This window comes from Salinivirga sp. (genome assembly GCF_035268865.1).
Classification (GTDB): Bacteria; Bacteroidota; Bacteroidia; order Bacteroidales; family Salinivirgaceae; genus Salinivirga.
In genome coordinates, this window is the sequence record NZ_DATFKB010000104.1 from 69,166 (window position 1) to 81,916 (window position 12,751).

General features: G+C 39.0%; 8 protein-coding genes. 7 read left to right on the forward strand and 1 reads right to left on the reverse strand.

What is annotated here, in order from left to right; all coding sequences use genetic code 11:
• Window positions 1–5 precede the first annotated feature (5 nt).
• From VJ937_RS06425 to VJ937_RS06455, 7 genes are read left to right on the forward strand one after another with little or no spacing between them, the layout of a single operon-like run.
• Window positions 6–1,202, forward strand: coding sequence for a glycosyltransferase (locus tag VJ937_RS06425; RefSeq protein ID WP_324066068.1), 1,197 nt, complete (start codon window positions 6–8; stop codon window positions 1,200–1,202).
• A 49-nt stretch (window positions 1,203–1,251) separates the two neighbouring features.
• The gene (locus tag VJ937_RS06430) at window positions 1,252–2,013 is read left to right on the forward strand and encodes a polysaccharide biosynthesis/export family protein (RefSeq protein ID WP_324066069.1); all 762 of its coding nucleotides are present in this window, start codon (window positions 1,252–1,254) and stop codon (window positions 2,011–2,013) included.
• 2 nt (window positions 2,014–2,015) lie between these two features.
• Window positions 2,016–4,430 (forward strand): GumC family protein, encoded by a 2,415-nt coding sequence (locus VJ937_RS06435; RefSeq protein ID WP_324066070.1) that lies wholly within the window; start codon window positions 2,016–2,018, stop codon window positions 4,428–4,430.
• 20 nt (window positions 4,431–4,450) lie between these two features.
• Window positions 4,451–5,515, forward strand: coding sequence for an MraY family glycosyltransferase (locus tag VJ937_RS06440; protein WP_324066071.1), 1,065 nt, complete (start codon window positions 4,451–4,453; stop codon window positions 5,513–5,515).
• Window positions 5,516–5,522: 7 nt separating this feature from the next.
• Window positions 5,523–6,470: a lytic transglycosylase domain-containing protein gene (locus tag VJ937_RS06445; protein ID WP_324066072.1), complete on the forward strand. Its 948-nt coding sequence runs from the start codon at window positions 5,523–5,525 to the stop codon at window positions 6,468–6,470.
• Window positions 6,471–6,474: 4 nt separating this feature from the next.
• Window positions 6,475–9,324, forward strand: a complete 2,850-nt coding sequence (gene uvrA, locus VJ937_RS06450; protein ID WP_324066073.1) for an excinuclease ABC subunit UvrA — start codon at window positions 6,475–6,477, stop codon at window positions 9,322–9,324.
• Window positions 9,325–9,328: 4 nt separating this feature from the next.
• Window positions 9,329–10,993, forward strand: coding sequence for a nucleoside kinase (locus tag VJ937_RS06455; RefSeq protein ID WP_324066074.1), 1,665 nt, complete (start codon window positions 9,329–9,331; stop codon window positions 10,991–10,993).
• 3 nt (window positions 10,994–10,996) lie between these two features.
• On the opposite strand, the gene VJ937_RS06460 is transcribed toward VJ937_RS06455, so the two are convergent.
• Entirely contained in the window at window positions 10,997–12,514 is a 1,518-nt protein-coding gene (locus VJ937_RS06460; protein WP_324066075.1) for an adenylate/guanylate cyclase domain-containing protein, read from the reverse strand.
• Window positions 12,515–12,751: the final 237 nt, after the last annotated feature.

Sequence of the window (12,751 nt, forward strand, 5' to 3'; positions counted from 1 at the left end):
AGCCTATGCCTAAAGTTTTACGGATTATAAACAGATTTAACCTTGGAGGCCCAACCTATAATGCTGCCTACCTTACCCGCTACCTAACTGAAAAAGGGTTCGAAACAAAGCTGGTGGGCGGAGCTTCTCAAGATTCAGAAGCTGACTCTATGTTCATCCTCAACCAGTTGGGCATAGAAGCTGAGATTATTCCAGAAATGCACAGATCTCTAAACCTGATTAATGACAGAAAGGCTTACATTAAAATTAAAGAAATAATAAAAAGCTATAAGCCCGATATTGTTCATACGCATGCATCCAAAGCCGGAACTTTAGGACGATTAGCTGCAATATCGCAAGGAGTGCCAGTTATTGTGCACACTTTTCACGGCCATGTATTTCATTCATATTTCTCAGGAGCCAAAACTTCTGTATTCAGAAAAATTGAACAGTATCTGGCCAATAAGAGCTCAAAAATTATTGCAATTAGCAATAAGCAAAAACAAGAACTATCGAAAGAGTTTAAAATTGCACCACCCGATAAGTTTGAGGTTATACCCCTGGGATTTGATTTAAGCCGATTCAGGCAGGATCACTCAGAAAAAAGAATAGCTTTTAGAAAGCGATGGAACCTGAAAGAAGATGATTTTGCCATAAGTATTGTGGGACGGCTTGTTCCGGTAAAAAACCATAAACTTTTCATTGAATCAATATCCAGACTGAAATCTACATGTAAAAAAAGATTAAAAGCAATTATTGTCGGTGATGGCGAATTGCGCGAGGCACTTCTCAAACATTGCGAGTTTGCAGGATTAAAAACAAACTGCAATGGAAAGCCCGACAAAGATACAGATATTATATTTACTTCATGGTTAAGAGATGTCGACGAAGTTTACGCAGGAAGCGAACTGGCTGCTCTAACATCATTTAACGAAGGCACCCCGGTAAGCCTCATAGAAGCATTGGCAGCAGGCAAACCGGTTATATCAACAAAGGTTGGTGGAATAGAAGATGTGGTTAACCATAAGAAAAATGGTATACTGGTCCCGTCAGACAATGTTAATGCTTTTACAAAAGCCATGCAATCGCTAGTATCTGACGACAATCTGAGAAGTGAAATGGCAATTGAAGCCAAAAAAAGCATCAACGGGCAATTTAGTTACAACAGACTTGTTGATGATACATCGCGGTTATACAATGAGTTATTGTCGCATTCAAGTTAGTCAAAATACATAAAAAAATATATCTTTGGAGGTTATTAAAGGCTTTAAAATGAAAATAAACAGTTTGAGGTATTTTTTATGGTTCATTGTTGCAGTTGCAAGTTTCAGTTCATGCAAGCTATTGCAACCTAACCGAATGTTTAAGACCGAGAGTGACTTCACGTATAATGAATTTAAGCCGGTTGACACCAAAGAGTACAAAATACAACCTTACGACATTATCAGTCTGAGCATTACTACCAATGATGGACTAAAACTCATAAACATAGGCGAAAAACAAGGTGGTAATGCAGGAAACCTGCGTAGAGAAATAGAATACCTTGTTGAATATGATGGATTCGTAAAAGTACCAACATTAGGCAGAGTGAAGATATCAGGAAATACCATAAGGGAGGCAGAAGCTTTTCTGGAGAAAGAGTATGCCGATTACTACAAGAATCCTTTTGTTTTGTTGAGAGTTAATAATCGAAAAGTATACGTATTCAAGGGAGGTGGAGATGACGGAACAGTTCTTAATATTCCGGAAGACCGCTTAACCCTTATTGAGGCCCTGGCTATGAGTGGCGGCATTCCCGACAGTGATAAAGCCTATAAAATAAAACTAATCAGAGGTGATGTAAGTAATAACCCTGAGGTTTACCGTTATAACATATCATCTCTTGAAGATATTCAGGGCAGTAATTTATTATTGCAGGCCAACGATATTATTTATGTTGAAAGCCGCCCGCGCTATGCGCGCAGGGTAATGACAGAGATTACACCATACCTGACACTTATTTCTACCTTTTTATTAGTTTACAATCTATTTTAACCATGCAAAACCGAAAAATACCTATCATAAACGATACATTTGACATCATCACATTCAAACGAATATTGTACAGATCTGTTTGGATAGGTCTTTTTATTATACTTCTGGCACTTGGTGCCGGCTTTCTAAAGATCCGGTATACGGCCCCCCTCTATGAGGCAAAATCAGTGATTCAAATACAGGAAGACAAAAAAACAAGTCAGGTTTTTCAGTTAGATGACCTTTATGAAGACAATAAAAAACTGAACAAAACAATTGCCCTAATCAGGTCTAAAGAATTTTTAAAACGTACATTCTCAAAACTTCCATTAGATATACGCTATTTTGTTGAAGGAGCATTCCTGAGTGATGAAATTTACAATTCAACTCCATTTGAAATTCAATATAAGATTAAAGACAGCAAAGCTTTTGGCACACCCGTTTTCATTTCTTTTAAGGACCAAAAAAATGTAGTATTCGAGTATGAATACAATGGTGAAACATACAGTTTCCCGGGTGAAGCTGGTAAATGGACAGACCTGGGCATACTATCGTGCAAAGCAGAAATATTGCGCTACAATGTAATTAAGAGTATGTATGAAAGTGCCAAGCAAAATAGTTACTATTTCGTGATTTACAATGACGAACAAATCTTTGAGGAACACAGCAATAAACTGAGCATAAAACTCTTAAGCAGCAGCTCAAACTCAATTGAAATTTCATATCAAAGCCATAACAGCCAGCAGGCAGCAGACTTAGTAAATGCAGTAGCAAGAGAATTTCAGCGATTTGAAGTTGAAAAGAAAAAAGAGAGTGTACAAAACATACTTGCATTTATCGAACGTCAGCTCAAAAATGTTTATAAAACACTGGATACTACCGAATCGAAACTACAAAAATTTAGAAAAGAGAACAACATCCCGAGCGATGCATTAGAGCGTACACCTTTTCCAATTTTCACAACAAAAATCGAGGAATTTGAAGAACAAATTACAACGCTCAATTTTGAGTTGATTACCCTAAAAAATGTTAAAACACAGCTGGAAACAAACCAACAACTGAACACCTACGAGATGATTGCCACCCTGGCCGGCACAAACAGCGAAAAAGTACTTGTCAGCATATTAACCAACCTTCAGAATCTTATAAACGAAAAAAACCAATTGCTAAATGATGTGACACAAAACAACATGCGCATCAAAATTATTGACAAACAGATCGCCAACCAGAAAAAACTCATCATTGATTTCGTAAAAAACAATATAAATCGTTTAGAAGAGAGAAGAGCTGAATACCAAAATAAAATAGAAGAGTACGAGGAGAAGCTTTTTGCAGACGAATCATTCGATAAATTAGAATATGCCAGACTTCAACGGTTACATTCAATCAACGAAGGGTTTTACAATCAACTGATTCAAAAGAAAGCCGAATATATGATTTCACAGGCAGGTTACGTTACCCAGAATGTAATTCTGGAGCGAGCCAATGCCAACCTGAAATCAATTGCACCTAAAAAAGAACAAATTTTAATAGCTAGCTTTATACTTGGGCTAATCCTATTCTTTGTTTTTATCTTTATTCGTTACCTCATGTTTAACGAGATCACCTCAATAAACATGATCAAAAACTACTCAAGCGCACCAGTAATTGGGGTTGTTCCCGCGTACAAAAAGGCTGTTCCCGTCTCACAACTTCTTGTAAACAAGAAACCGAATTCCATGTTTACAGAAGCTTTCCGAAACATTCGATCCAACCTGCAGTTTCTTTCACCAGGAGCAGGGTCAAATGTCATCACGGTTACATCAACCATTTCAGGCGAAGGAAAAACTTTTGTTGCCATGAACCTCGCCGGAATACAAGCCATTTCAGGTAAAAGAGCAATTATCCTGGACATGGATATGCGCAAACCACGTCTGCACCTGGGATTTAATGTAGACAACGACAAAGGCATGAGTACAATCTTAATCGGCAAGCACACATACAAAGATTGTATATTCATGTCGGAACAAAAAAACCTTGATTTCATCACAGCGGGGCCTGTACCACCCAATCCGGCTGAATTGGTTTTTAGCCCTAAAATGGATGAACTCATAGAACAACTCGAGGAACTTTATGATGTTATTATCATCGACACACCACCAATTGGCATTGTAACCGATGCACTGGCCAACCTACAACGCGCTAATTATCCGGTTTACGTGCTTAAATCAAACCTCTCTAAACGCAACTTCCTGGAAAATATCAACTCTTTAATTAAAGATAAAAGACTAGACAATCTTTCTGTTGTATTCAATTCGGTTGATATGGCTAAACGACGCTACGGATACGGTTATGGATATGGTTACGGCTACGGCTACGGCTATGGATACTACTCCGATGAAGAAAAGCCTTCGAAGAAAAACTTTTTGAAATCAATTTTTAAAACCAACAAATCATAAAACCAGATTGACAGAACGTTATGGAAAACACACTTTTACTATTTCTATTTTTTACATACACTTTCCTTCTAGGGTTTTTATTGCACAAATACCTGATAAATCGTTCCAGAACTTACAACCTGCATAAAGCCAACATATCAGGCGAGCGTTGGGAAAGGCAATCGAAACCCATTTTTGGAGGTATTACTTTCTTCAGCCTTTTTATTTTCGGGTTAATAAATTATGTGGTTTTTTTTCCTGTAGATATTCTAATTACCGGAGAAAGTATTGCCATAATACTTGTGGTAACCATTTCCTTTCTCATGGGACTGGCCGATGACCTACTAAACACTTCTCCATTATTTAAATTTGGGATGCAACTAGGGGCAGCCCTCTTACTTATTTATTTTGGAATTTATATCAACATATTTTCTGATGATACACTAAATTACCTTTTAACCATTCTTTGGGTAGTCGGAATTATGAATTCTATTAACATGCTAGATAATATGGATGCCATTACAACGCCAAGCGGATTATTTATACTTCTGTTTATTGGTTTGCTAATAGGCGTCAATACACCAGACGATATGTGGTTTTATTTGACCATACTTATCAGCATATATGCCAGCATGGGAAGTTTCTTAATCTTCAACTGGCACCCGTCAAAAATGTACATGGGTGACAATGGTTCGCAATTTCTTGGTGCAATATTAGCCGTACTCTCTATAATGTTCATATGGAATCAGCCAATAACCCCAAGCCCGCATACCGGTCTTTTCAAACTTGCCTCGGTTGTTATTGCTTTCACTATGCCACTGACAGATACTGTCACCGTAAGTATAAACAGGCTACTCAAAGGCAAATCGCCATTTGTTGGAGGGAAAGACCACACCACACACCATCTTTCATACGCAGGCCTGTCAGACCACATGGTGGCATGGGTTTTCATAATAGGTTCATTAATATCTGTTACTTTGGCATTTGTTTTGACTGTTTATTTTCCCGATGCCTGCCTTTCCACCTTAGCATTATTTTTAGCCTGGCCGGCAATCATTTTTGTTTCTCTTTACTCGTTAACCCGAATCGTGAAACCGAACAAATAGGTATTGAATGAAAATAAAAACTATTTCGATTACAGCCATTATGCTGGTGGCTTTGTTATGGATAATTAAATATTCCTACAAACAAAAAGAAACAACAGAAATATACCAAAGTGAAGAAACTGATAATGATGCATATGTTGTTGAACCTGCAGACATGCCTGCTCAATTAATATTTGCAGATGAGGTTGTTCCGGTTCAATTCTATGATGTGCGTGAGCGACTCGATCGTGAGTTACTTGTAAACAAGTTTTGGCACTCAAGCACATTTCAACTCATTAAGAGGGCCAACCGTTACTTTCCCATTATTGAAAGAATTTTAAAAGAAGAGCAAGTTCCTGAGGATTTTAAATACCTGGCAGTAGCGGAAAGCGGATTACAAAATGTAGTTTCGCCTAGTGGAGCTGCCGGATTCTGGCAATTTTTAAGAGGTGCAGCAAGAGATTTTGATTTGCAGGTAAACAGTGAAGTAGATGAACGCTATCACCTGGAAAAAGCCACCCGTGCCGCAGCAAAATATTTAAAATGGAATTATAAAAAATTCGGCACCTGGACCATGTCTGCTGCAGCATACAATTATGGAAGGACTAACACCCTTCGCCAAATTAAACGGCAACATTGCTCGAACTATTACGACCTTTTATTACCCGAAGAAACTGAACGCTATGTATTCAGGCTGATTGCCCTCAAGCTCATACTCAGCAACCCGGCAGAATACGGATTTACACTTAACAACAACGACTTATATGCGCCCATAAAAACAAAAACGGTAACTGTAACCGGAAAGGTTAAAGATCTTGCAACTTTTGCAAAAAACCACGGCATCTCTTACAGAATGCTAAAAGAATTTAACCCCTGGTTAAGAGAAAACTACTTACGCAACCCTCGAAATAAGACATACAAAATAAAAATACCAGAGAAACATTTCCGGCATCAATATGACCATCTGAGCTATTGATATTATGACAAAGAAAAGAGAACTGATAGATACTGATTACGCAGATAATATTGAAATTCTGGGAGCACGTGTACATAACCTCAAAAACATAGATACGCATATTCCCAGAAATAAACTTACCGTCATTACAGGATTAAGTGGCAGTGGAAAATCATCATTGGCGTTTGATACCATTTATGCCGAAGGCCAGCGACGATATATCGAAACATTCTCATCCTATGCCCGCCAGTTTTTGGGTGGTCTGGAAAGACCTGACGTCGATAAAATCACAGGATTAAGTCCGGTAATTAGTATAGAGCAAAAAACAACCAATAAAAACCCACGCAGTACAGTTGGTACAATCACTGAAGTTTACGACTTCATGCGTTTACTTTTTGCAAGAGCTGCCGATGCATATTCACATGCGAGTGGAAAAAAAATGGTTCGCTACAACGAGAATCAAATCGTCGAGCTCATTAAAGATCGCTTTAATAATAAAAAAATAATGCTGCTCGCTCCTGTGATAAGGGGTCGTAAGGGCCACTACCGTGAACTTTTTGAACAAGTGCGGCGTAAAGGCTTTATCAGCGCCCGCATTGACGGAGAAATTAAAGAGCTTACCCCGGGTCTCAAGCTGGACCGGTACAAAATACACAACATTGAAGTTGTAATCGACAAGGTAATACCGGGCGAAACGGCAGATAAACGACTAAAAAACTCCGTTCAAACTGCACTAAAGCATGGTAAAGGTGTAATGATGGCCATTGAAAAAAATGCCAATGAACCTGATTACTTTTCAAAACACCTGATGGATGCTGAAAGCGGAATATCTTACGACGAACCCGCTCCACATACCTTTTCATTCAACTCACCACAGGGGGCATGCCCGGTATGCAAAGGATTAGGCGAAGTTAGCGAATACGACATTGCCAAACTCATTCCGGACAAAACACTTAGCATAAAAAAAGGTGCCATTACACCTTTGGGTAAATATAAAAGCAGCCTCATCTTTTGGCAAATTGAGGCATTGGCAAAAAAGTACAAATGTACCATTGACATGCCAGTAAATAAATTGCCCGTGGAATTGGTTGATAAAATCCTTTATGGCACAAACGAAAATGTAAAGATTGAAAACACTCCCCTCGGGCGTAGCACCTCTTATATGTTAAGTTATGCCGGGGTAGTGAATTACTTATCGCAACTCGATGCTGAAGACCTTAAAAACTCTAAAAAGGGACACGACAAATACCTGAAAAAATCCACATGCCCGGAGTGTAACGGAAGCAGGCTGAAAAAGGAAACATTATATTTTAAAATACACGACAAAAACATTGCAGAACTGAGTGCAATGGATATCGACCAGCTTCATCAGTGGTTCAACAGTATTGATAAGCACCTTTCTGACAAACAGTTATCAATTGCAAAAGAAATCCTTAAAGAGATAAGAAGCCGACTGGGTTTTTTATTGGATGTAGGCCTCAGTTATTTGTCATTAAACAGGAGTGCTAAAAGCTTATCGGGAGGAGAAAGCCAACGTATACGTCTGGCCACACAAATCGGGTCGCAGCTGGTCAACGTGCTGTATATCCTCGATGAGCCCAGCATAGGCTTACATCAGCGCGACAACATAAAACTTATCAATAGTTTGAAGCAACTTCGCGATGCAGAAAACAGTGTGATCGTAGTAGAACACGACCGCGAAATGATAGAATCTGCCGACCATGTGATAGATATTGGCCCAGGCGCAGGCCGGCACGGGGGGCACATTGTGGCAGAAGGTGATGTAAAAACAATCAATGAAGCCGGTGGCCTTACTGCCGATTACCTGAAAAACCAGAAACGTATTGAGGTTCCTAAAGAGCGCAGACCCGGAAATGGAAAATCAATTCGTTTAAAAGGAGCCACGGGCAATAACTTAAAAAACGTGAATATTGATATTCCGTTGGGCCAATTTATTTGTGTAACAGGAGTAAGTGGCAGCGGAAAATCTTCGCTCATCAATGAAACGCTACACCCAATATTAAACAGGCATTTTTATCGGTCTGTAAAAGATCCGCTCCCTTACAAAGACATTGAAGGAATAAAAAACATCGATAAAGTAATTGAGGTAAACCAGAGTCCGCTCGGGCGCACACCCAGATCGAACCCGGTAACCTACACAGGTCTGTTCGATGAAATAAGAAAAATATTCACAAAATTGCCCGAAGCTAAAATCAGAGGGTACAAACCCGGACGTTTTTCATTTAATGTAAAGGGCGGACGATGCGAAACATGTAAGGGTGCCGGGGTAGAAATTATTGAAATGAATTTCTTGCCCGATGTACATGTAAAATGTAAAGATTGTGAAGGCCGCCGATATAACAGAGAAACACTTGAAGTGCGTTATAAGGGTAAAAGCATATCAGATGTACTCGATATGACCATAAACCAGGCGGTAGAGTTTTTCCAAAACATTCCTAAAATTGAGAAAAAGCTTAAAACCCTGCAGGAAGTTGGCCTGGGATATGTTACGCTGGGGCAACCTTCGACTACACTAAGTGGTGGGGAATCGCAACGCGTTAAGCTTGCTTCGGAGCTGGCGAAAAAAGATACTGGTAAAACCCTTTACATTCTCGATGAACCAACTACAGGACTGCACTTCGAAGACATAAAAGCCTTGTTGAGCGTGCTTGATCGACTTGCGAACAAAGGAAATACCGTTATTGTTATTGAACATAACCTGGATGTGATTAAATTTGCTGATTACATCATTGATATTGGCCCGGAAGGTGGTCGGGGTGGTGGAAAAATAATTGCAACGGGGACACCTGAGGAAATTAGCAAAAACAAAAAAAGCTATACTGCTGGCTACCTAACCGATGAATTAAAAAGATAAACTTATGCAGCTTGAAATAATAATTGAAAATAACGGCAATAGAAAATCATACGAACAAGGCACTTGCTTACAGCACATTGCCGATGATCAATTACCCGACACAAAAAAAAGTATTCTTGGAGCATTTGTAAATAACAAACTCAAGGAGATGAATTACCTTATTTACAAGCCTAAGATGGTGCGCTTTATCGACATTACAGATCCTGCCGGAAAGCGTATGTATGTGCGTTCAATTTCTTTTGTGCTAATAAAAGCTGCACGCAAACTATTCCCCGAAGCAAGAGTAAAAATTGAGCATAGTATATCGAAAGGGTACTATTGTGAATTTGAAAACTTTGGCCGCAAACTGGAGGTTGATGACGTATCTGCCATTTATGAGGAAATGCATAAAATAATAAATTCCGACCTGCCCTTCAAAAGAGAAGAAAAACTGACAACTGAAGCCATCGAAATATTTCGTGAGCACGGCCTCGACGACAAGGTAAAACTTCTCAAAACCAGGCGCCAGCTATATACCTCTGTCTATTATCTGGATGGTCTGCCTGAATATTTTTATGGTTTTCTGGTCCCTTCAACCGGGTATTTAAAGGTATTTGCACTGAATAAATATTATGATGGCATGTTGCTGCAAATTCCAAAGCAAAGCAACCCCACAGAAATACATGAAATCATTCTTCAGGATAAACTTTTTGGTATTTTTCAGGAGTATAAAAACTGGGTGGAAGTTATTGGGATGAGCCATGTTGGTGCACTCAATGAAGCAGCAATAAACGGAGAGGTGGCAGATATCATAAAAGTGAATGAAGCCCTCCAGGAGAAGAAACTGTCAAAAATTGCAGATCAAATTCATAGCAAAACACAACAACCACGACTGATCTTAATTTCTGGTCCATCATCATCAGGCAAAACCACATTCTCGAAAAGGCTGGCCATACAACTCAAAGTACTGGGCTATAAACCCGTAACAATTTCGCTAGACAATTATTTTGTCAATCGTGAAGATACACCACTTGATGAAAACGGAGAATATGATTTCGAAAATATAGAGGCGCTTGATATAGAATTTTTCAACCAACAACTCCTGGACCTTTTTGCAGGAAAGAAAATCGAGCTGCCCAGATTTAGCTTTGAAAAAGGAGAACGTTTTTTCAATGGCGACTACATGCAAATCGATGATCAAACCTTTGTAATTGTAGAAGGCATACACGGGCTAAATCCTAACCTCACTCCGCGCATACCCGCCGACCAAAAATATAAAATATATGTCTCGGCACTCACAGCGCTGTGCATGGACAGTCATAACCGTATCCCCACAACAGATAGCAGGTTGCTGCGTCGCATTGTTCGCGATCACCAATACAGAGGCTACAGTGCAACTGACACGCTTAAAAGGTGGACAAGTGTTACACGTGGAGAAGCCAAATATATTTTCCCTTTTCAGGAAGAAGCCGACAGCATGTTTAATTCTGCCTTAATTTTTGAATTAGGCGTCCTGAAAAAATATGCCGAACCAATTCTACAGGAAGTATTTCCAGATGAGCCGGAATATGCAGAGGCCAATCGTTTATTGAAGTTTTTTAAATACATCAGCCCGATATCTGATGCAGAAATTCCGCCCACGAGTATATTGAGAGAGTTTTTACATGGAAGTAGTTTTAATTACCATTAAAATCTATAACCGCCGTAAAATAGTGTCGAATCTTTTGTTAGGTCTCACTCCAGAAGGATCATCGGTATATTCAGTTTTTAATCCAACCACAAAAAACATATTTACTTTGCCAATATTTTTCACATTAATTTCCCCTCTTGGAATGCATTCGAAATAATCTTTCACAAAAGCATGGGTTGTTTCTGAAATATTCACCGAGTTTACAGCACCGCGGGTTTCCATTCTGGATGCCAGATTTACTGTGTCTCCCCAAATATCGTAAGCAAACTTTTTTTGGCCAACTACTCCGGCAAACACTTCGCCGGAATGTATCCCGATACGACACTCCCAAACCGTTTCTTTATTTAGCATGCGAGGCTTATTGTACTCAAAAAGGAATTGCTGTATCTCAAGGGCAGCCATAACTGTATTTACATGATGGCTTTTATTTTTCATGGGCATTCCGCCGGCACACATATAGGCATCTCCTATGGTCTTGATTTTTTCCAGATAATGTTTTTCTGCTATTGTATCAAATATGGAAAACAATTCATCAAGGGTGTGCACAATTTCAGCCGGTTCATGTTTCTTACAAATTTTGGTAAAACCCTTAAAATCGGCAAACATCACAGTTACAGACTTATGTCGTTTAGGCTTCTTTTTCCCTTTCTTAAGCTGATGAGCCACAACTTCAGGGAAAATATTGTGCAGTAATTCGTCGGTACGTTCTTTTTCACGCGTCAGCTCCTGATGTTGCTCGCTCAACTTATCACTTTGCGCTTTAAGCTCATGATTAGCGTCTGTGAGCTCCTCTGTCAATTTCTGTAAAGCGGCACGTTGCTCCTCCATCAGTATTTCTGAAGTTTTTAGCTCGGTTATATCGGCCTCAATGGCAACGAGCCATTTTATATTGGTTCCATCAAAAACCGGTGAAAGTGTACTTTGCAAATACCGGATTTCACCACCTGGTGTATTAATAGAAGATAAATAATCCAAAGACTTTTTAGATTCCTTTAATATGGCAATTTTCTTTTCAATTTCTTTAGTGTGGCTAAAACCATATAAATTACGGCCGTACTTTTGAATAAAGGCTTGTTTTTTATATCCATATATTTTCTCAAATGCCTTATTCACCCACAATATATCACCCTTCGCATTAAAAATAATCACAGCATTTTGTATTGCATTGGCCAATTGCATAAGTGACCTATGCGCAAGCGGTGCCTGCATAAGGTACTCGATAAAATGTTGTATCTTATCAAACAGGAATTCTTGCCGGGGTGCAGGAGGTAATATTTCGTCGAGCAAACTATCGGGTAAACAATTCTTTACCCCCCAAACAACTGCATTTTCAGGGAGTACTATATCATCATTACTATTTGCCTTTTCTACGAGAATCATAAGATCCACTTCTTTGTGTAATCCCGGATCAGATGAAACATGTACAAAGTCAATATAAGGAAATTGCTTACGAAAATCGCCAAGTGCAAGTGTATATGCAGGGTCGAATACAACTACGGTATAAAGTCCATTGGAAATCATGAACTTTAAAGATATAAAATATTCTGAATATGGTAGCAAAAAAAGGATTCCGGCTGGGGAACCGAAATCCTGCTAATAATGCGGAAGAAGCAGGATCGGGTGTCAATCAGATATAGTTTCTCATAGCTGTAAATCTAAATTGATGGCCTATCGGGAAATGTAAAAAATTATTGCAGACAATTGTAATAAGATGATTTTCCCCCGAACCTGAAAATTTACCATGGTTGGTAAATTACA

What these genes read in the sequence shown, in the direction of transcription:
- VJ937_RS06430 (WP_324066069.1), top strand. Translation starts at nt 1,252, where the DNA reads ATGAAAATAAACAGTTTGAGGTATTTTTTATGGTTCATTGTTGCAGTT.
- VJ937_RS06435 (WP_324066070.1), top strand. Translation starts at nt 2,016, where the DNA reads ATGCAAAACCGAAAAATACCTATCATAAACGATACATTTGACATCATC.
- VJ937_RS06445 (WP_324066072.1), top strand. Translation starts at nt 5,523, where the DNA reads ATGAAAATAAAAACTATTTCGATTACAGCCATTATGCTGGTGGCTTTG.
- VJ937_RS06440 (WP_324066071.1), top strand. Translation starts at nt 4,451, where the DNA reads ATGGAAAACACACTTTTACTATTTCTATTTTTTACATACACTTTCCTT.
- uvrA (WP_324066073.1), top strand. Translation starts at nt 6,475, where the DNA reads ATGACAAAGAAAAGAGAACTGATAGATACTGATTACGCAGATAATATT.
- VJ937_RS06455 (WP_324066074.1), top strand. Translation starts at nt 9,329, where the DNA reads ATGCAGCTTGAAATAATAATTGAAAATAACGGCAATAGAAAATCATAC.
- VJ937_RS06425 (WP_324066068.1), top strand. Translation starts at nt 6, where the DNA reads ATGCCTAAAGTTTTACGGATTATAAACAGATTTAACCTTGGAGGCCCA.
- VJ937_RS06460 (WP_324066075.1), bottom strand. Translation starts at nt 12,514, where the DNA reads ATGATTTCCAATGGACTTTATACCGTAGTTGTATTCGACCCTGCATAT.